Origin of the sequence: Ruegeria sp. HKCCA5491, from assembly GCF_013034565.1 — a bacterium.
Classification (GTDB): Bacteria; Pseudomonadota; Alphaproteobacteria; order Rhodobacterales; family Rhodobacteraceae; genus Ruegeria.
The window spans coordinates 152,123-173,101 of the sequence record NZ_WQGG01000008.1 but is presented as its reverse complement, the minus strand read 5'-3'; the positions used below and the strand labels follow the sequence as shown (position 1 = coordinate 173,101).

Sequence of the window (20,979 nt, the reverse complement as noted above, 5' to 3'; positions counted from 1 at the left end):
TCTGACCTATGGCCGGGAAGAACGATCAAAAGTCCAAAAATTTTGCAATTTGCCGCAGGCTTGCGTATCGATTCGACCATGAGGGGATTCCGAAATCTGATTTCGCTGACCTATGGCCAGAAATTGTCGCTTGTCGCGGCGATTCCCTTGGTCGTGGCCGTCGCTGCGATCGCACTGTTCGTGACGTATGAATCCCGTGCAACGGCCGAGCGCGAGATTCAGGCGCTGGAACGCAGGCTGATCGAGGCCAAGAAGGAAGAACTGCGCAACTATGTAACCCAAGCCCGCAACGGGTTCGCTTACATCTATGGCCGCGCATCAACTGACGACAAGGTGGCACAGAACCTTGTGACGCAAATCCTGTCGGCGATGATATACGGCAAGGATGGGTTCTTTTTCGTTTATGACTATGACGGTAACAATCTGGTCAGCCCGCGCCAAACCCAGTTCATCAACCGAAACTGGGAAGGTCTGACCGACAGCGACGGCACGCCCATTGTTGATGAGTTCATTCGCCTCGCTCGTCAGGGGGCCGGATGGCACAGTTTCATGTGGCAAAAGCCCTCAACCGGGGAAGAGGCGCAGATGATCGCCTATGTCGTCGGCCTGCAAGATTGGCGCTGGGCCGTGGGGACCGGTGTTTTCATAGACGATATCGTTGCCACCGTCGCCAATGCCCGCGCCGAGGTCGAGGCGCGCGTTCAGCGTACCTTCATGTATATCGGCGGCATCGTACTGGCCGCCGTACTGATCGTCTTTGCCTCGGGCATGTTGCTGAACTTCCGCGAACGCAGGCTGGCCGACGCCAAACTGAAGGAGCTGACCCAGCGTGTGTTTGACGCGCAGGAAGAAGAACGCGGTCGCGTGGCCCGTGAGCTGCATGACGGGATCAGTCAGATATTGGTCGGTGTGCGCTATGCTTTGGACAACGCCCGTCGCCGCTTGGCGCGAGGTGATGACGCAGGCGCACGCGATCCGTTGGAGAAAGGGATCGACCACCTTGGCACTGCCATCACCGAGGTCCGCCGCATCAGCCGCGACCTGCGCCCGGGCGTTTTGGACGATCTGGGGCTTGGCCCGGCGCTCAAGGCGCTAACCGACGATTTCCGCGAACGCACCGGGATTGAGACCGAGTTTTCAACCGTTGTCTTCCGTAACCGTCTGGATCAGGACAGCAAGATCGCGCTGTATCGCATCGCCCAAGAAGCCCTCACCAATATTGAGCGTCATTCGGGGGCAACGCGCGTTACAATTGATTTGCGCGGCCATAAGAAAGGCGCGACAATGCGCATTACCGATAACGGTCGTGGTCTGCGTAGCGACCCCGGACAGGCAAGCGCCGGGATCGGATTGCGGAATATGCAAGAGCGTATCGAACAGCTTGACGGCTCATTGCGTATTCTGTCATCACGCGGCCCACGCAGCGGCACGGTGATCGAGGCCAGCCTGCCCCTGAGTCATTTGTTGCCACCACGCGAAGACGCGACCCCAAACCGAAAGGCCGGTACATGAGCGACCAAACGATCCGGGTCCTTATTGTAGATGACCACCCGATGGTTGCCGAAGGGATTCAGTCGATCCTTGAAAGCTATGACGAAATTCAGGTCGTCGGAACGCTCAGTAGCGGACAAGAGGCGGTGGAAAAGGCGACAGACCTGGCCCCAGACGTCATCCTGATGGACCTGAATATGCCGGGGCTTGGCGGGTTGAGCGCCACCGAGATCATCCTGGAACGCCTGCCCCGGACCCACATCCTTATCCTGTCAATGCATGACAGCCCGGAATACATCTCGACCGCGCTAAGTCACGGTGCCAAGGGATATGTCCTCAAGGACGTCCCAACCGAAGAGATCAAACAGGCCATCGACGCCGTAATGCGCGGGGAACAATACCTTTGCACGGGTGCCAGCGGCTCGTTACAGCCCAAGGGCGAAAGCACCCGTGAGGCGCTGACTGGGCGCGAACAGACAATCCTGCTGGAGCTCGCCCAAGGCAAGTCGAATAAAGAAGTCGCTCAGGCGCTGGATATCTCTGTTCGCACCGTCGAGACGCACCGCAAGAACATCAAACGCAAACTAGGCATATCATCGACAGCCGGTCTTACACGCTATGCGCTGGAACACGGCGTCCTACAAGGCACAAGCCCCGGATTTTGATCCCGCAGCGCGCAGCGCAGCGACGCCCAACCAGCGGAGGCGCGCCAAAGGCGCGTCGACAATGGGCGGGAGGGCCTTCCGCCGACCAGCATCAGTCAAGCAGACTGTCTCGCCTTACCCCTTCCCGATCCAGGTGATGCGGCAAAACACGGCCATATAATTGCCGAGTTCGTTCGACCCCGCCGCACATACCTTCGGCCTCGACAAATGAAAAAATCCCCACATACCGGCTGCACGACCCTTTGACAGGCGCAACGCGGTGTAGGGAGTAGCGCCCTTTGAATATCTGCAGGTCGCCGGGTTGCAGTTCAAGCTTGCGCACCCGCGCTCTGTTCCCGTCCAACACCGAAGCGACCGTGTCAAAATTCTCGTCCGAAGAACTGCGCAGGTTCGGCACATACTCGAACGCGCCGCCCTCCTCTCCGTTTTGGATGGCCAATGTCACGGTGTAGTTGTTGGTGTCGAAATGCCAAGGGAAGCCCTGCCCTTCCTCAACGACATTGATAATGACGTCCGCCAGCGGGTCATCATAGCGAAAGAACCGATCCTCGGCCTCATCCAAGGCCGCGCGGATGAAGGGTAGAAAGCCCTCAAATTCATAGATTCGGCGCAAAGGTCCGGATGTTTTGAAATTATCAGCCGGCACAAAGGCATTGGACCGATCATAGAACCGCCGGACAGGATGATCCGCCGCCAACCCAGGATCACCCTTCGTGAAATAGGCGTTTGTTCGATTGAACGAGCGATGCGCTTTTGGGGCGGTCGCCCGCGCCTCTTGCAGCAATTGCGCCAACCCTTCGGCGTGCACAAAACCCGGCAGGACGGCGCATCCGTCCTGATCCAGTTCACGCCGCAAATCGCCGATCAATTGATCATACGCCCGCGAGCCCGGACAATCGATCGGATACCGTCCCAGATCCACAAGATCGTGCAACATTTCCCGCCTCCTCTGCCTGCAAAGACAAAGTCAGCGTACTCAACCCAATCGGCCGATCATGCTTGTTTGGGACATTGCCATGACGCTTTCCGACACTGTTATTTTTGCGATGCACATGCAGACGACAGGAAATCTTCTCGAATCTTCCGGCCAGGCGCCAAAACGCGCAATAAAATGTCGCAAAATTCACCGCTCAAGATACAAAATTGGTACGATTGCCTGTTGACGCCCCCTTTTACCGCCCATAATGTCCCTGCACGCAAAAAAGGAGCCTCTGGCGATGAAAGCGCTAGTCGTAATCGTAGGAAACACGCGCATGGGCCGGTAACGGTAAACCATATTCCAACCCATGCGCCTCCGAAAATCTCGGGGGCTTTTTTTTGGCAAAACGCAAGACACATGTCGCGAACGGAGCAAAGCAGATGACACGTGAGATGACCGGCGCAAAGATGGTGGTTCAGGCCCTCAAGGATCAGGGCGTGGACACGGTATTCGGATACCCCGGCGGCGCCGTGCTACCGATCTATGATGAGATTTTTCTGCAAAACGACATTCGCCACATTCTGGTGCGTCACGAACAAGGGGCCGTCCACGCCGCCGAAGGCTATGCCCGGTCAACCGGCAAACCCGGCGTTGCGCTTGTGACCTCGGGTCCCGGTGCCACTAACGCGGTGACCGGCCTGACCGACGCGCTGCTCGACTCGATCCCGATTGTTGTTCTGACCGGTCAGGTACCGACCTTCATGATCGGCTCGGACGCGTTCCAAGAGGCTGACACCGTCGGCATCACCCGCCCCTGCACCAAGCATAACTGGCTGGTGAAGGACACGGATTCGCTGGCCGAGACCATGCATGAAGCTTTCCACGTCGCCACCTCGGGCCGCCCCGGTCCGGTGCTGATCGACATTCCAAAGGACGTGCAATTCGCATCGGGTGAATATACCAGCCCTAAACCCTCGACCTCGCATTACCAACCGGTAATGAAGGGCGATCTGGAAGAGATCACCGAACTGGTCGCCGCGATGGAGACCGCCAAGAAGCCCGTCTTTTATACTGGCGGTGGCGTGATCAACTCAGGCCCTGCGGCCAGCCAGTTGCTGCGTGAACTGGTGGATTCGACCGGCTTTCCCATCACCTCGACCCTGATGGGTTTAGGTGCATATCCAGCTTCAGGTGAAAACTGGCTGGGCATGCTGGGCATGCACGGCCTTTATGAGGCCAATCTGGCGATGCATGATTGCGACCTGATGATCAATATCGGCGCTCGGTTTGATGACCGGATCACGGGGCGGATTGATGCCTTTTCGCCGAATTCGAAGAAGGCCCATATCGACATTGATCCCTCGTCCATCAACAAGGTGATCCGTGTGGACATCCCGATTGTGGGCGACGTCGCGCATGTTCTTGAGGATATCCTGAAGGTCTGGAAAGCGCGCGGTCGCAAGACCGATGCTGCGGCAGTTTCCAAATGGCAGGAACAGATCAGTGACTGGCGCAAGGTCAACTGTCTGGCCTACACCAACAGCGAAAAGACGATCAAACCGCAATATGCGCTGCAACGCCTTGAAGAGCTGACCAAAAAACACGACCGCTATATCACCACCGAGGTCGGCCAGCACCAGATGTGGGCCGCGCAGTATCTGGGCTTTGAAGACCCCAACCGCTGGATGACATCCGGTGGTCTGGGCACCATGGGCTATGGCACCCCGGCCTCGATCGGTGTGCAGATGGCCCACCCGGACGCGCTGGTGATCAACGTCGCGGGTGAGGCTTCGTGGCTGATGAACATGCAGGAGATGGGCACCGCCGTTCAGTACCGCCTGCCTGTGAAACAGTTCATCCTGAACAACGAACGCCTGGGTATGGTCCGCCAGTGGCAGGAGCTGCTGCATGGTGAGCGGTACTCGCATTCGTGGTCCGAAGCCCTGCCCGACTTCGTTAAACTCGCCGAGGCATTCGGGGCCAAGGGTATCCTGTGTTCCGACCCCGCAGATCTGGATGACGCGATCATGGAAATGATCAACTATGATGGCCCCGTTATCTTTGATTGTCTGGTAGAAAAGCACGAAAACTGCTTCCCCATGATTCCGTCGGGCAAAGCCCATAACGAGATGCTGCTGGGCGAGGCCGAGACGCAGGGCGTGATCGACTCCAAAGGTTCGGTTCTGGTTTAACAAAATTCGTCGAATTTTGTCGGGCGCCCCAGTGCCCGACCTTCGCAGGATGATGAAAGGGACGTAAATGTCTGCCCTACATATCAAAAAAGGCGCCACTCGCCATTCGGCCTATAACCTACGGCCCACCTTCTCGGACGTTCAGGAACGTCACACGATAGCAGTTCTCGTCGAGAATGAGCCCGGTGTACTGGCGCGTGTGATCGGGCTATTCTCTGGTCGCGGCTATAACATCGAAAGTCTGACCGTGGCCGAGGTTGATCATACCGGCCATCTCAGCCGTATCACCATCGTCACCACCGGTACCCCACAGGTGATCGAACAGATCAAAGCGCAGTTGGGTCGGATCGTGACGGTGCACGATGTCCACGACCTGACTGTCGAAGGCCCCTCGGTCGAGCGGGAATTGGCGATCATCAAGGTCGTCGGCGAAGGCGACAAGCGGGTCGAAGCCCTGCGTCTAGCCGATATTTTCCGCGCCAACGTGGTCGACAGCACCTTGAATTCGTTCATTTTCGAAATCACCGGCGCTCCGGACAAGATCGACGCCTTTGCCGATCTAATGCGCCCGCTGGGATTGGTCGAAGTGGCCCGCACCGGAGTCGCAGCCCTGCTGCGCGGTGACTGATAATATCCACCCCGCCCTTGGACGACCCCGTGGGCGGGGTATCTGTTTCCAAAATCCGCACCTAGCAGGATTTCGGGATTCCCTTTTCCGCCCTCTGCGGAAAACCGCCATAAAGATCAAACAAAACGAACTAAAGCCTATTGCGTTTACGCTTTTGCACGCTAGCCTCATGGAGTAGCGTGGCGTTGGGATGCGCCCGTTAGCGTATTCAGTGAGATTAAGCGCAATACCATTCGTTGGGCCGTGCGCTGTTTGTTACCCTGAAAAGTCACAATAAGAACCTGGGACACAAATGACGAATAACACTCGCAGCCCGGCGGAACTGCGCAAGATGTTCGGCGCAAATCTACAGCGATTGGCAAGGCAGTACCCCTCGGTTTCCGAACTCTGCCGCCAGCTTGGAATAAACCGGACGCAATTCAACAGATATCTCGGCGGTGAAAGCTTTCCGCGCCCGGACGTTCTGTACCGGATTTGCAATTTCTTCGAGGTCGACGCGCGCATTCTTCTGCGCCCTATTGACGAGATCGACTTACCCCCGGTCCACCCAGCAGCCTCGGCGCTGACTGAATTTCTGGGTTCCGGCCCCGGGACACTTACGGAAAACCTGCTTCCGGCGGGTTTCTATTTTGTCTCCGAGACAGGGCTGGACGAACCCCATGCGACCCGGCACAGGGTCCTGCATGCGCGCAGGCTACCGCAATGCACACTGGTCCGAAGCTATGAACCACCCTCAGGAGAAGATAGCGTTGCGTCCAACCTGCGTGAGGTTCAGGGTATTGCAGCATGCGCTGGCCGCCAGATCTATATCCTCATGTCCAGCCGCGCATCGCAGAACAGTCGAATTTACCTCGTGAAACGCGTGAACGACGCGCAATCTGATCAATGGCGAGGCGTTGCGATTTGTCTGTCAAAAACCACCGCGAATGACACAACAATGCGCAGGCTTGCGCTGCGCTATCTTGGCCCCAAACCCAAGGCGGCGCTTTCAGCGGCAAGGGCCGCCCGACGCGCGGAACGAACAGCCGAAGAAATAGTGGCCTGAACTGAAAACTTAATCCGGCTCTACCGTTTCTGCCTGAGTAATCAAGCGGTAGAGATGCCAACTTGCATGGCCAAGCAGAGGCAACACCAAAAACAAGCCCAGAAACCAGGGCACCATCGCGACAAAAGTCAGAACAGCCACGAACACGCCCCACCCCAGCATGACTGGAAAATTTGCGCTGACATAGCTGTAACTGGCAATCATGGCGGTCACAAAGTCCAATTCCCGATCCAAAAGCATCGGAATCGACAGCACCGTGATCATGTAAAGAACGGTTGCGAAAACCGCCCCGACCACCGATCCCACTGCCAGCATCGTAAGTCCATTGGGCGTCAGATACACCTCAAGCGAGGTGGATACGTTGGTCATGGTGGACAATCCCATGAACAGGGCAAAGATCATATGACCCAGAAAGAACCAAAACAGAAACATCACGACGATGATCGCACAGATAGATGGCAGTTGACGCCGACCTTGTTGTGCAACCACCCCAAAGATTGCCCCGAATCCCAGCGGCTCATTCTGCTCTAGCCTGTGCGACACCTCATACAATCCAACAGCGGCAAACGGACCGAGCAGAGGAAACCCAATCGCGGCCAACACAAGCCAGTAAGACGTTTGCGTCTGAATCGTGACCCAGGCAATGGCCCAACCCGCCACCACGTAGACCCCGGCAAAAATCAACCCGAACATCGGCGCGCGACGAAAATCCACCCAGGCCCGGCGCATGGCCTCGCGCAGCATGTCCGTCGTGGCGGGCCCCATCTTCGGAACGCCAAAAGGCTTTTCCATTCTCAGTCTCTCCTCCCCTTATTCCACCCGAATTCGTCAGGCGGGTCGCTTCTGCGGCCATTTCGTAGCTTCGTGATACGCAGCCCCAATGGACAAAACACGCGCGTCCGCACCACGAGGTCCAAAAATCTGCATACCCATCGGCATCCCGTCGGGCCCAAACCCAGCCGGAACCGACAAACTTGGAAGTCCGATCAGGCTGACGGGCACAACAACTTGCATCCACCGATGGTAGGTATCCATCTTTTTCCCGGCGATTTCGGTGGGGTACGGCGTATCCAGATTAAAAGGCCAAACCTGCGCAGAAGGCAGGGCTAAGACATCAAATTCGTCAAACACCTCAACTGCGCGACGAAACCAGTCCGACCGCACGAGGCTTGCTCGATGCACCTGCATTGCAGTCAACCCCAGCCCGCGATCAAGCTCCCACTGGGCTGTATCCTTCAGCATCGACCTGTGCTCGGTAAGCGGTGCAAGACCCGCGGCCACACTCCATGATCTCAGAGTCTCCCAGCTTTTCCACATCCTCTCAGATTCGAATGGCGCATCTACGGCTTCAACAGTAGCCCCTAAGCGCGAGAAAACCTTCAGCGCATCCTCACAAAGATCGAATATTCCATCCTCATATGGAAATGCGCCGCCCCAATCCCTCAACCAGCCTATGCGCACCCCTTTCAGATCAGCCGGTGTAACCGGTGATACGGCCTGAACTGGCACGCTCAGAGGCTGCCGCTTATCGGGGCCGGAAATCACGTCCAGCAAAAGCCCAAGATCCTCAGGGCTTCGGGCCATCGGCCCCAATGTCGATAATTGGTGCAGAAACCCATCCCCAATGGGCTGCGCGGGTACGCGCCCCCACGACGGGCGGAACCCGTAGACATTATTCCACGCAGCCGGGTTACGCAGACTGCCCATCATGTCCGACCCATCCGCTAAAGTAACCATCCCGGTGGCTAACGCAACAGCAGCGCCTCCGGATGATCCACCGCAGGATCGTTCCGAGTCATAGGGGTTTCGTGTAGCCCCGTAGACAGGGTTAAACGTATGCGACCCAAGCCCAAATTCGGGCGTGTTAGTCTTACCGATCAATATCGCACCAGCATCCCGCATCCGCGCCGCGATCAGATCGTCCTCGTCAGGCACATCATCCTTGAATAATGGCGACCCCTGCGAGGTCGGGATCCCCGCCACATTCACAAGGTCTTTGACAGCGACGGGCAACCCATGCAGCGGTCCTTTGATCGGCCCCTCATCCAAGGCCCGCGCCTCTGCCATCAGATCATCTTCGTCGCGCAAAGCAACGATAGCATTCAAAGCTCCGTTGACCTCAGCGATTTTGTCCAGGGTTGCGCGCATAACGGCGACTGCTGAAACACGTCGCCCGGACATCTCTGCCAACAATGCAGTCGCGCTCGTTTGTCTTAGGTCCATTCGGGGCTCTTTGGCATTCTCATCACTCTGTAGTGGTCAGCCTAGCGGGGGTGCCCTGTCAATAAAACCCACTGTTTAGATGTATCTTTCCCGGCCACCCGCAACCTGGGGATCCCCTTCATCTGGCCCAAAATATCCCGGGGGAGTCGCGGCTTGCCGCGGCGGGGGCAGCGCCCCCTACCCAGCTTAATCGCTCTGCGCCTCGGACCGGCTTTTGCCCGCCACGTTCAGCGCCAGCGTCGCCGCCATGAACTCATCCAGATCACCATCAAGTACACCTTTGGTGTCCGAAGTTTCGTGGTTCGTCCGCAAATCCTTGACCATCTGATAGGGCTGCAACACGTAAGACCGAATCTGGTTACCCCAACCTGCGTCACCCTTGGCCTCGTGCGCGGCGTTGATATCGGCGTTCCTGCGATCCAGCTCTTGCTGGTACAAGCGCGATTTCAGGGCCTTCATCGCAATATCGCGGTTCTGGTGCTGCGATTTCTCGGAACTCGTCACAACTATGCCAGTTGGGATGTGCGTAATCCGCACGGCAGAATCCGTGGTGTTCACGTGCTGACCACCTGCGCCAGAAGACCGATAGGTATCAATTCGAATATCCGACGGATTCACCTCAATCTCGATATTGTCGTCCACCACCGGGTAAACCCAGACCGAACTGAACGAGGTATGCCGCTTGGCCGCCGAGTCATAGGGCGAAATCCGCACCAACCGATGCACACCGCTTTCCGACTTCAGCCAGCCATAGGCATTATGGCCGGAAATCTTGTAAGCTGCGGACTTAATCCCCGCTTCTTCTCCGGCGGTCTCAGATTGTAGCTCGACCGTGTAACCCTTCTTCTCGGCCCAACGCACATACATCCGCGCCAGCATTGACGCCCAGTCGCAGCTTTCTGTGCCGCCCGCGCCCGAGTTAATCTCGAGAAAGGTGTCGTTGCTGTCCGCCTCACCGTCCAACAGCGCTTCAAGCTCTTTCTTGGCGGCTTTGGCCTGCAAGGACTTGATCGCAGACTCGGCGTCTTCGACAACCTCGTTGTCCTCTTCCATCTCGCCCAGTTCGATCAGTTCGATATTGTCGCTCAAATCCGTCTTGATCGACTCATATGTCTCGATCGCGTCTACCAGCATCTGACGCTCGCGCATCAGTTTCTGCGCGTTTTCCGGGCTGTCCCAGAGGTTGGGATCCTCAACCCTCGCGTTGAATTCCTCCAACCGATGCGGCGCAGTTTCATAGTCCATGCGCTGCGCAAGCAGCTCCAGAGACTTTTCGATTTCCGCCACGATATTCTGGGTTTCGGCGCGCATGGTTACGTCCCAACTTGCTCAATCAGGCCTGCGTGATAGCAAGTGCGTGGGGTCACCACAAGACGGCGTGACCCCGAATACTGCGCATCGTTAATATAGCCCGCCGCCCTGCAACTCACCCTGGCTGGCATTTGGGCCGACGGTGACTGTGTTGCCTGTCGATGTGGTCACCTGACGGCCTGAGCTGTGGACCTCTTCAAACAAGGGCAGATCTGACCCCATCGCAAAACCGCCGTCGTAAACGCGGTCGATAAAGCCATCTACGCCGTCACGGAAATACTCGGCCACAACGTATTCGCCGGTTGCATCCGCAGGCAGGCGCGCGCCGCTGAAGCGGTCGATTTTAATGAAATGTCCACCCGGGGGAACTTCGAATGGACCCCCGCCGTACTTTTCGACGGCTTTTTCCATAAAACTCTGGAACACCGGGCCGCACATCGTGCCACCATACGCCCCCCGCCCCATCGGGCGCGGGCGGTCATATCCAATGTAGCAACCAGCGACGATGTTTGATGTAAAGCCAATGAACCAAGCGTCCTTGGATTCATTGGTCGTGCCGGTTTTGCCAGCCGTCGGCACCGGAAGATTGACGTGGCTCGACGCTGTACCGCGATCGACAACGCCCTTCATCATCGAGGTCAACTGATAAGCCGTTATCGCATCCATGACCTGACTACGGTTGGTTTCGATGGTGGGCGACTCGTCCGGTTCCAGCCAGCTTGAGTTACAATCCAGACATTGCCGGTCATCGTGGCGGTAGATTGTCTTGCCGAACCGATCCTGAATCCGGTCAACCAGTGTCGGTTCAACCCGCTCGCCCCCGTTTGCGAACATCGCATAGGCTGCGACCATCTTGTAAAGCGTCGTTTCCTCGGACCCCAAAGAGTTGGCAAGGAACGCACCCATCCGGTCATACACACCAAAGCGTTCGGCGTATCCGGCTACCACCGGCATCGTGACCTCTTGCGCCAGACGAATGGTCATCAGGTTCCGCGACTGTTCAATCCCGGTGCGCAGCGGAGTCGGGCCGTAGAACTTGTTGGACGAGTTCTTAGGCCGCCACAAACCTTGCGGGGTATTCACCTCAATCGGGGCGTCCACAACGATCGTTGCCGGGCTGTATCCGCTGTCAAGCGCCGCGGCATAGACGAAGGGCTTGAAGCTCGACCCCGGCTGACGTTGCGCCTGCGTCGCTCGGTTGAACACCGAGTCCTGGTATGAGAACCCGCCCTGCATCGCCAGAACACGCCCCGAGTTTACGTCCATCGCGACGAAACCGCCCTGTACTTCGGGCACCTGTCGGGCGGACCATTGGCCCTCTTCCCCGGCCATGACCAGAATGACATCTCCGCGCTTGAAATTATCCTGAAAATTACCCTGCATCCACTGAATGTCAGAGCGCGGGACAGTGCCGTCTGCCGGGCCATTTTCAATACCCACGGTCAGTGACTGATCGGCGACATTCAAAACGACGGCAGGATACCATTGCGTTGGCAGGACCACGTCACGCGGGACTTCGGTGATGGCCAGCGCCTCGCGCCACTGCACCTCATCCGTCAGCTTGTCTTCAGGGATCACCTCGCCCGTGCCACGCCATTTACCGCGGGAACGGTCGTATTTTTGCAAAGCTACACGCAAAGCTCGGGCCGCCTCGACCTGCATCTCTTCGTCAACCGAGGCGCGGACGGTAAAGCCACCGGTGAAAAATTCGCCCTCACCAAAATCCTCACTCAATTGGCGGCGGATTTCGTCGGTGAAGTAATCACGCGGCGGCAAAGCGGTGCGGAAGCTTTCGAAATCACCGTTCTGGACCGAGCGCAGAGGCATGTTGGTTTCTGCCTCAAAGGTCGCCTGATCAATATATCCGTTCTGGTTCATCTCACGCAGCACATAGTTGCGGCGGGCCAGCAGGCGCTCTTTCTCGCGCACCGGGTGGAAATCGGACGGTGCCTTGGGCATAGCGGCAAGGGTTGCCGCCTCATGCGGGGCAAGTTCCTGCAAAGTTTTGTTGAAATAGGTCTGGGCCGCTGCGGTGACACCGTATGAGTTCTGACCCAGAAAGATTTCATTCATATACAGCTCAAGGATCTGTTCTTTGTCCAGCGTATCCTCAAGCCGCGTGGCGAGGATGATTTCCTTGATCTTTCGCTCGGCCCGACGGTCGCCGGATAGCAAAAAGTTCTTCATCACCTGCTGTGTGATCGTGGACGCCCCGCGCACATTCTCACCCTTGGATTTCACCGCTTCGACGCCCGCCGCAATGATGCCGCGCGGGTCATAGCCCTGATGGGTGTAGAAGTTCTTGTCCTCGGCCGAGATAAACGCCTGTTTCACCAGATCCGGAATTTCCTCGGACGGTGTGAACAGGCGGCGTTCCTGCGCGAATTCGTCGATCAATTGACCCTCGCCGGAATAAATCCGGCTGATCGTCGGCGGCTTGTATTGCGCCAGCGATTCATGGCTGGGCAGATCGCGCCCATACATCCAAAAGACCGCACCAATCACCAGCGCGGCCATGAAAATGCCCAAGGTCACGAGGCTAAAGATCGCCCCGAAAATGGATAGAATGAAACGGATCACGTTACTGCCTTTTGCTCGCGGTGCCGCCTATATAGTGATGCCCCTGCCCGGGGTCAAAACACGATGGCCAATATTAGCCGTTTTGCGCCGCAGGGTCACTGCCCAATAAGCGACCGTCTGACCAGATCATCCTGACGCCAGCGCTCCAGCCCGTCGCGAATGCCGCGCGCCATACCGGTACGCCATTCAGGGTTTCGTATGTTCTCAAGGTCTCTGGGGCTGGACAGAAACCCCAGTTCAATCAGAACAGATGGGATGTCAGCCGCCTTTAACACCGAAAACGAGGCCGTTCGGATCGGGCGGTTGTTCATCGGCCCACCCTGCTGTGTCATCCCTTCGGCCAAAGCTCGCGCAAGCGCGTCGGTGCGCGGCTTGGTTTCCCTGCGGGCAATGTCCAACAAAACATCCGCCACCTGATCGTCCGAACCGCTCAGATCAATTCCAGATATCAGATCGCCGCGATCATGACGCTCCGCCAGTCTGAGGCTGGCCACATCCGACGCATCCTCGGACAGAGTATAGACGGCAGCACCGTGCGCCCGCCCCTCGGACAGAATGTCTGCATGCAACGAGATAAAGACGTCAGCACCTGCCCGATGCGCCAGCGTGATGCGGCGCTCCAACGACACGAACTGATCGTCGACGCGGGTCATGACCACGTCGTATCCCCCAGCACGCAACAGCATTTCGCGCAGCTCGCGCGCAAAGGTCAGCATGAGGGTCTTTTCGTTGAGCCCGCCAACCTCGGCACCGGGGTCGATCCCGCCGTGCCCAGGATCCAGCATCACCCGAAGCAGGCGTGTTCCGTCCTCATCCCGCGCCGGAGGGGTAACCGATGCTTCCGGCAGATCCCAACCGGGCTGGCGCGGCGCACCCGCACTGGCGGAAAACGTATCAAAATCAGCCCCTTTCAAGTCCAAGATCAACTGCGCCTTACCCGATACCGGATCAACGCGCATATCCGAAGTCTCAACCGCCAAAGGCGCCCCAAGCTCCAGAACCATGCGCGACCACCCGGGCACATAGGCCCCATACTGCACTCCACTGACGCGATCCGTTTGCAAAAAGCTGTCGCGGTCCAGGCCGGTCCAGTCGACCTCCTGGAAATCCAGAACCATTCGATAGGGATCGCGCAGGGTGAATACCCGGTATGGCACACCCTGACTGAGACCAAGCAGCACCTGAACTCCGGCGCGCCCGTTATCAGCGACACGGCTGTCATCGGGCAACACGCGTGCAAGCGCACTGAAATCATGCGCAACGGCAGCACCGTTCAGCGCCCAGATCAGCGCAATGGCGAATAGAATTCTGCTCATGGCCTCAAGTTTTCCCGAGATCGTTTGACGCCCAGCTTAGCCGAACAACGCCCGCTTGTGAACGCCCCGCGCTCAACCCACCGACACAGAGCGTTCAGCCATGAACCGCTGCAGACGCAACAGGCCTTCTTCTATGTCTGCCGTCGATCTGGCGTAGGAAAACCGCAATGTCGTATGGCCACGCACAGGATCGAAATCGAGACCCGGAGTGACCGCCACACCCGCCTTTTCAAGGATTTCCGCAGCAAAGCTACGGCTATCATGCGTCAGGTCGGACACATCGGCATAGACATAAAATGCCCCATCAGGCGGTGCGATGTTCGTGAAGCCTGCCTTGGGCAACCCCTTAAGCATCAGGGCGCGGTTGGCCCGGTAGACATCAAGGTTTGCCTGCAATTCATCTTCGCACTCCATCGCGGCCAAAGCCGCAACCTGACTGGCGTGCGGCGCGCAGATGAACATATTCTGGGCGATCCTCTCGACAACGCGCACCTGATCTTCGGGCACAACCATCCAGCCCACACGCCAGCCCGTCATCGAGAAATATTTCGAGAACGAATTGATCACATAGCAGTCATCCGTCACCTCCAACGCTGTGACGGCCTTGGCCTCATGTTCCAGCCCATGATAAATCTCATCACTGATGAACGAGGCGCCCTGCTTTTGCGCGGCCCCGATAAGCGCCTGCATCGCCGTATGATCCAGCATTGTCCCAGTTGGATTGGCTGGCGACGCGACCATAAGCCCCTGAAGATCAAGCCCCGAGAAATCTGACGGCACAGGCTGGAGACGGTTTTCCGGCGCGGTTGGCAGATCGACCGGCACCAGCCCCAAAGCCTTCAAAATCTGTCGGTAGGACGGATAACCCGGCGCGCCTATACCGACACGATCGCCGCTGTCAAATAGCGCCGTGAAGGCCAAAAGGAATCCGCCTGATGAGCCCGGCGTGACCACAACACGCTCGGGGTTGAGGTCGACGTTATACCATTCACCATACATCCGCGCGATCCGCTGCCGCAGAGCCGGAAGGCCCAGAGCAACCGTGTACCCCAGTGGCCCTTCTTTCATGGCCTTTGCCAGAGCATCAGTCGCTCCTTGCGGCGCACCGGTTCCCGGTTGGCCAACCTCCATGTGAATGATGGTGCGTCCAGCCTCTTCAGCCCGGCGCGCGGCCTCCATAACGTCCATCACGATAAAGGGATCGACCCCGGACCGGGTTGAGTTTCTCATGCCCATCTCCCATGTTGCAGCCATGGCTTTTGAGCGCGTATCCAGGCTGGCGTCAATCCCGGCCCTGTTGCTGATCGCAGTGACATGGTTTTCAAGCGCCATTCAAACCGCAGCGCAAAGCCTGATCCGTGACCCCGATATCGAATACGGGCTGCGTGAATTGGCATTTCCCGTCTTGCGCGCAGCGGGGCTGAACACCAATCGTGTGCAAATTCTGGTGGTGAATGACAGCACGTTCAACGCCTTCGTCATCGACTATAACGCGATCTACCTGAATTACGGTCTGATCCTGACGGTCCAAAGCCCGGAAATGCTGCAGGCGGTGATTGCACACGAAGCCGCGCATATCGCCAATGGCCATCTGGCACGGCGGGTGGAGAACCTGAAAGCCGCGCAAAGGAACGCGCAGTTGGGAACCGCACTTGCCCTTGTGGTGGCCGCCGCGGGCGGTGGCGAGGCTGCTGCTGGCATCGCGGCGGGCACCTCCGGCTCGGCCCTGCGCAGTTTTCTGGCACATACCCGTGCCGAAGAATCTTCGGCTGATCGCAGTGCTGCCAGCTACCTCAGATGGGCGGGTATCTCGCCCAGCGGAATGGTTGCGCTGCACCAGAAATTTGCGGGACAGGAACTGTTAAGCACAATCAATCAAGACCCCTACATGCGCTCGCACCCCACCAGCCGTGAGCGCCTGCGGGCTGCCGAAGCTTTCATGGAAGAATTAGGAGATAAAGCGCAACCCAACCAAAGTGCTGATTACTGGTTCGCGCGCACGAAGGGTAAACTGTCGGCCTTTCTACGCTCACCGACCTGGACCATGCGCCGGGCTAAGGAAGAAAGCGCGCGGGACATCCGCCTCATGCGCGAAGCGGCGGCCTATCACCAGAACCGCGATCTGGCGAACGCCAGAGCCGCAATCAACCAAGCACTGGATATTCGGCCCGATGATCCATTTTATTACGAACTCAAAGGGCAAATATTGTTGGAAAACCGCAAGGTACAGGACGCGGTTGCTGCATATGGCAAGGCAGTGGATCTGGCCCCCAACAATGCGCTGATCCTTGCCGGATACGGTCGGGCGCTCCTGGCGCAAGGTCAGACCAATAACGCATTACAAGCCCTTGAAAAGGCAAGAAATAGAGACTACCGAAACGCCCGATTGATGCAGGATTTGGGCGTTGCATATGCGAAAGTCGGCAACAAAGGCATGGCCTCGGCCGTGACGGCCGAAAGATATGCCTTGCAAGGTCGGCTGGCAGATGCAGGTATTCACGCAAGACGGGCTGTCGGGCAATTGCCCGAAGGCTCACCTGGTTGGCAACGCGCACAGGATGTGCTGATTGCCTCAGAACAAGCTAAGAAAACAAAAAGGAAACGAAAATGATCCTCAGACACGCTGCGCCAGCCCTGCTGGGGCTTTCGTTGATCACAGGCCCCGCTCAGGCATTGGACCTGAACGCCATGACCGAGGCTGAAAAGCAACAATTCGGAGAACAGGTTCGCGATTATCTTCTGGAAAACCCGGAAGTGATCATCGAGGCCATCAATATCCTTGAGCAGCGAAATGCCGTGGCCGAAGCACAGGCCGACAAGGAGTTGGTGAGCGCCAACGCCGATGAGTTGTTCAATGATGGATATAGCTGGGTTGGCGGCAACCCGGACGGCGATATCACTCTGGTCGAGTTCATGGACTATCGCTGTGGCTATTGCCGCCGGGCCGTCCCCGAAGTGGCCGAGCTTTTGTCAGAAGACGGCAATATCCGATTGGTTATAAAAGAGTTTCCGATTTTGGGCGATGCATCGGTCCTGTCATCACGCTTTGCCGTTGCAACCAAACATGTGGCTGGCGACGACGCTTACAAACAGGTTCACGACGCACTTCTGGAATTCGGCGGCGAGCCGTCCGAAGTAACCCTGCGCCGTATCTCGGACGGGTTGGGTCTGGACAGCGACGCAATCCTCGAAGCGATGAACAGTGATCAGGTGACGAATGAGATCAACCAAACGCGCGAGTTGGCGCGGCGCATGCAGATTTCCGGCACACCTTCGTTTGTTCTGGGAACCGAGATGCTGCGCGGATACCTGACGGCTGACCAGATGCTGCAAATCGCAGACGCTGTGCGGGCCGAACAGGGCTGAATTTGAATAGTGGCGGTGCGCATCTGTGCGCCGCCCTATCCCTTACCGATCTGCTACAGCCATCGGAATTTCACGCAGCAATTTGCGCCGAAGGGCTGCGGCATAATCCTCGTAACCCGCGGCAATTTCCACAAACGCGCCCTGCCCTGAAATGACGTGGTCGACGTAATAGGCCAGCACTTCGGGCTCGGCCCCCTCAATCACAAGCGCGTTCACGGTGACACCCTGCATCACCTGCATCTCGCGCGCGACATGGGGACGATAGCCGTTATTGTGTTTGCCGTCCCCCGACACATCAATGACGCGCCGACGGCAATCCGGCCCGTAGTCGAACATCAACGCCCCGAACGCCACCGCCGGACCGATGCCGGTTCCACCCGTTGCACTTCGAGGGGCCGCCAGCACCTCGGCGGCGATCGCTTTCAATTCGTTTAGCCCTCGGACCAGACGCCAGGCCGAAATCTGCGTCTGTTGCCGCGAGTCTGACCACTCATACACCATCAAGGCCACACCACCGGGTTGGGCAGAAATCGCCGTCACCACGTCAGGGTCCAGCAAGGCTGCGGCGACGCCATCGCGTTGCAACTGATGTTCGCTCTCATTGACGCTGCCCGACACATCCAACGCAAAGGCCAAGGCCAATTCACATGCGCGCGCCGCGCCAAAGGGGGCGGTCCACATCAGTAAAACAAGGACGAGTAAAGCCTTCATAGGCCCGACTTGGCCCCAGAACAGCGCGGCCTGTCAACACAGACCTCTTCACCCTGTCGAGAACCCGGCCCTGCCCAGAGCCGTGTGCTTGCGCTATTCCGCAGCCTCGGCCGCTGCGTCCAGTTCAGCCGCTTTCTTTTCGACCTGTTCAACGATGTGCTCGATCATCTGATCGTTAGACATCTTGTGACTGGCCTTACCCGCAAGATAGACCATGCCAGAACCGGCTCCACCGCCGGTAAAGCCAACATCGGTCATCAGCGCCTCACCCGGCCCGTTCACGACGCAGCCGATGATGGATAGGCTCATGGGCGTCTTGATGTGTTCCAGTCGCTGCTCCAATGCTTCAACTGTCTTGATCACGTCGAATCCCTGCCGCGCACAGGATGGGCACGAAATGATGTTCACGCCGCGATGGCGCAGGCCCAGAGATTTCAGAATCTCATAGCCCACCTTCACCTCTTCGACCGGGTCGGCGGACAGGCTGACACGGATCGTATCGCCGATACCCATCCACAGCAGATTGCCCAGACCGATGGCCGATTTGATTGTGCCGCTGACCAGCCCCCCAGCCTCGGTGATGCCCAGATGGATGGGGGCGTCGGTGGCCTCGGCAATACCCTGATAGGCGGCGGCTGACAGGAACACGTCGCTGGCCTTCACGCTGATCTTGAAGTTGTGAAAGTCGTTGTCTTGTAGAATGCGGATATGTTCCAATCCGCTTTCGACCATCGCGTCGGGGCACGGCTCGCCATATTTTTCAAGCAGGTGCTTTTCCAAAGACCCAGCGTTAACCCCGATACGGATCGAGCAATCGTGGTCACGCGCGGCCTTGATAACCTCCTGCACGCGTTTTTCATCACCGATGTTGCCCGGATTGATACGCAGGCAGGCGGCACCTGCCTCAGCAGCCTCGATCCCGCGTTTATAGTGGAAATGGATATCGGCAACGATCGGAACCGGGCTTTCGCGCACGATTTCCTTCAGGGCCTTTGAGGACGCCTCATCAGGGACCGAAACCCGCACGATATCCGCTCCTGCCTCGGCCGCCGCCTGAACCTGCGCCACGGTCGCCGCGACATCCGTCGTCAGGGTGTTCGTCATCGTCTGCACGGCGATGGGCGCATCGCCCCCGACCGGAACACTGCCAACCATGATCTGTCGGGACTTGCGGCGATAGATGTTTCGCCACGGGCGAACGTGATTAAGGGACATGGGATCGGGTCCAAGGCAGCCTGAGTTGCAGCTTTAAATAGTTCGCCTGCCAAGGCTCCGCAATGGCAAGATCACTCAGTCGGGTCTTGCAGCGCCTCAGCCTGCAATTCGGCGACCAAACGCTTAAGGGCGCTATTCTGTTCAGCCTCAAGATCGGCAACATCGTAACGCTCAACCACGGCATCCTTGGACAGGATTACGCCTTTTGCGACCGTTCCAGGATTTCCAACAGGGCCAAAATGTTCACCGTTCATCGAGAAATATACCGAACCGGACGCCCCGGCGCGCAGTTGCGGAGGTTCTTCTGTAAGCGGAACTTCGAACGTGTTGCCCTGCTCGACCGTGCCAAGAGTGCCTTCGAATATGATACTGCCATCCGCGGCTGTAACCCGCATCCATGCCGGGTTGACGGCTACGATTTTGAGCGTCGTGTCCAGTTGTTCAACCACCTGCGGTAGTGCCGGGCGTTCTACAGTGTGAACCTCGGCCACTTCGATCTTTGGCGGCTCTGGTGGAAGGAATGTTCCGACCGAACGCGGATCAAGCGTGGAAATCGGTGCGTCACGTGCGACAAGCACGGGAACATCCAAGGCCTGTGGCCGATACAAACGATCCAGTGCTTCGGCGCTGGGGGTTTGAATGGTCGCCACCTCTTCCACTGACCCGTCAGCACGCGCGACATTTAGCGGGTCAAGGTCGGACAGAACGACAGGGGCTTGTTCAACCGGGCTAACCTGCACTTGCTGGATTTTGTTCAGAACTGCCCACCCGCCGTAGCCAATACCGCAGATCAAAGCCAACAGCACGGCGGACGATCCAATCGCACGAGGTTCAATTTGGCTGACCAGAGACTCTTTGCCTGGAATATACGGCGTATTCGGCGAAATGAACGGGTCGCGGCCCGTCGGACCACGGGCAGGCAAGCCGCCCACCGGTTTGCGGACAACGGACGCCTCTGCGGACATGCCGTGCGCGACCTCAAATCCGCTTTCTTTGCAGAAGGCCGCAAATGTCTCATCAGGGTTCATACCCAGATAACGCGCATAAGAACGCACATACCCGGCGATGAAGCCGGGTGTGTCGAAGGCATCTGGATCAGAGTCTTCTATGGCTGCGATGTAATTGGCTTTGATCCGCAATTCTCGCTGAACATCCAGTAGAGATTTGCCCATGGTGGCGCGTTCGCCGCGCATCATATCACCAAGTCGCACCTCATAATCGTCATAGCCTTTCGGCCGGACGTCAACGTCGTCTTCGGATTCGCGCTGAGATCTGCGCCCAATCATCCCTGCTGCCCCATTTTGCCTACGCGTGTTT

General features: G+C 57.8%; 17 protein-coding genes. 7 read left to right on the top strand and 10 right to left on the bottom strand.

The features are described 5' to 3' along the window. Nucleotides 1-78 precede the first annotated feature (78 nt). Complete coding sequence (locus GOV88_RS12365) at nt 79-1,512, top strand: cache domain-containing protein (protein WP_171240611.1); 1,434 nt, start codon at nt 79-81, stop codon at nt 1,510-1,512. Then, nucleotides 1,509-2,156: a response regulator transcription factor gene (locus GOV88_RS12360; protein ID WP_171240610.1), complete on the top strand. Its 648-nt coding sequence runs from the start codon at nt 1,509-1,511 to the stop codon at nt 2,154-2,156. Before GOV88_RS12365 ends, GOV88_RS12360 begins: the two co-directional genes overlap by 4 nt. Nucleotides 2,157-2,247: 91 nt before the next feature. Here the strand turns inward: GOV88_RS12360 and GOV88_RS12355 are convergent, their stop codons facing one another. Beyond that, nucleotides 2,248-3,093, bottom strand: a complete 846-nt coding sequence (locus tag GOV88_RS12355) for a hypothetical protein (RefSeq protein WP_171240609.1) — start codon at nt 3,091-3,093, stop codon at nt 2,248-2,250. Nucleotides 3,094-3,515: 422 nt separating this feature from the next. Between GOV88_RS12355 and GOV88_RS12350 the strand changes: the two genes are divergently transcribed. From GOV88_RS12350 to GOV88_RS20500, 3 genes are all read left to right on the top strand, one after another. Then, nucleotides 3,516-5,267 (top strand): acetolactate synthase 3 large subunit, encoded by a 1,752-nt coding sequence (locus GOV88_RS12350; protein ID WP_171122215.1) that lies wholly within the window; start codon nt 3,516-3,518, stop codon nt 5,265-5,267. Nucleotides 5,268-5,334: 67 nt separating this feature from the next. Next, complete coding sequence (ilvN, locus tag GOV88_RS12345; protein ID WP_171122214.1) at nt 5,335-5,895, top strand: acetolactate synthase small subunit; 561 nt, start codon at nt 5,335-5,337, stop codon at nt 5,893-5,895. A gap of 292 nt (nt 5,896-6,187) precedes the next feature. Further along, complete coding sequence (locus tag GOV88_RS20500) at nt 6,188-6,940, top strand: helix-turn-helix transcriptional regulator (RefSeq protein WP_254449229.1); 753 nt, start codon at nt 6,188-6,190, stop codon at nt 6,938-6,940. Nucleotides 6,941-6,949: 9 nt separating this feature from the next. On the opposite strand, the gene GOV88_RS12335 is transcribed toward GOV88_RS20500, so the two are convergent. From GOV88_RS12335 to GOV88_RS12310, 6 genes are all read right to left on the bottom strand, one after another. Further along, on the bottom strand, nt 6,950-7,732 hold the full coding sequence (locus tag GOV88_RS12335; protein WP_171240608.1) for a DUF2189 domain-containing protein: 783 nt from the start codon (nt 7,730-7,732) through the stop codon (nt 6,950-6,952). A 36-nt stretch (nt 7,733-7,768) separates the two neighbouring features. Next, the gene (locus GOV88_RS12330) at nt 7,769-9,163 is read right to left on the bottom strand and encodes an amidase (RefSeq protein ID WP_171240607.1); all 1,395 of its coding nucleotides are present in this window, start codon (nt 9,161-9,163) and stop codon (nt 7,769-7,771) included. 186 nt (nt 9,164-9,349) lie between these two features. After that, entirely contained in the window at nt 9,350-10,474 is a 1,125-nt protein-coding gene (gene prfB / locus GOV88_RS12325; protein WP_171240606.1) for a peptide chain release factor 2, read from the bottom strand. A gap of 90 nt (nt 10,475-10,564) precedes the next feature. Beyond that, complete coding sequence (locus tag GOV88_RS12320) at nt 10,565-13,054, bottom strand: PBP1A family penicillin-binding protein (RefSeq protein ID WP_171240605.1); 2,490 nt, start codon at nt 13,052-13,054, stop codon at nt 10,565-10,567. Between the two features lie 95 nt (nt 13,055-13,149). Next, nucleotides 13,150-14,370, bottom strand: coding sequence for an N-acetylmuramoyl-L-alanine amidase (locus GOV88_RS12315; RefSeq protein ID WP_171240604.1), 1,221 nt, complete (start codon nt 14,368-14,370; stop codon nt 13,150-13,152). Nucleotides 14,371-14,442: 72 nt separating this feature from the next. Beyond that, complete coding sequence (locus GOV88_RS12310; protein ID WP_171240603.1) at nt 14,443-15,600, bottom strand: pyridoxal phosphate-dependent aminotransferase; 1,158 nt, start codon at nt 15,598-15,600, stop codon at nt 14,443-14,445. Here GOV88_RS12310 and GOV88_RS12305 point away from each other — a divergent pair. Together GOV88_RS12305 and GOV88_RS12300 are read left to right on the top strand one after the other, a co-directional pair. Next, the gene (locus GOV88_RS12305; protein WP_171240602.1) at nt 15,599-16,981 is read left to right on the top strand and encodes a M48 family metalloprotease; all 1,383 of its coding nucleotides are present in this window, start codon (nt 15,599-15,601) and stop codon (nt 16,979-16,981) included. The two genes, GOV88_RS12310 and GOV88_RS12305, sit on opposite strands and share 2 nt — an antisense overlap. Next, entirely contained in the window at nt 16,978-17,736 is a 759-nt protein-coding gene (locus GOV88_RS12300) for a DsbA family protein (protein ID WP_171240601.1), read from the top strand. Before GOV88_RS12305 ends, GOV88_RS12300 begins: the two co-directional genes overlap by 4 nt. Before the next feature lie 42 nt (nt 17,737-17,778). Here the strand turns inward: GOV88_RS12300 and GOV88_RS12295 are convergent, their stop codons facing one another. From GOV88_RS12295 to GOV88_RS12285, 3 genes are all read right to left on the bottom strand, one after another. Further along, nucleotides 17,779-18,447: a DUF1194 domain-containing protein gene (locus GOV88_RS12295; RefSeq protein ID WP_171212692.1), complete on the bottom strand. Its 669-nt coding sequence runs from the start codon at nt 18,445-18,447 to the stop codon at nt 17,779-17,781. Between the two features lie 93 nt (nt 18,448-18,540). Beyond that, nucleotides 18,541-19,662 (bottom strand): flavodoxin-dependent (E)-4-hydroxy-3-methylbut-2-enyl-diphosphate synthase, encoded by a 1,122-nt coding sequence (gene ispG, locus GOV88_RS12290; protein ID WP_171240600.1) that lies wholly within the window; start codon nt 19,660-19,662, stop codon nt 18,541-18,543. Nucleotides 19,663-19,733: 71 nt separating this feature from the next. Beyond that, a complete protein-coding gene (locus GOV88_RS12285; RefSeq protein ID WP_171240599.1) occupies nt 19,734-20,948 on the bottom strand; it encodes a helix-turn-helix domain-containing protein in 1,215 nt (404 codons plus the stop codon). Nucleotides 20,949-20,979: the final 31 nt, after the last annotated feature.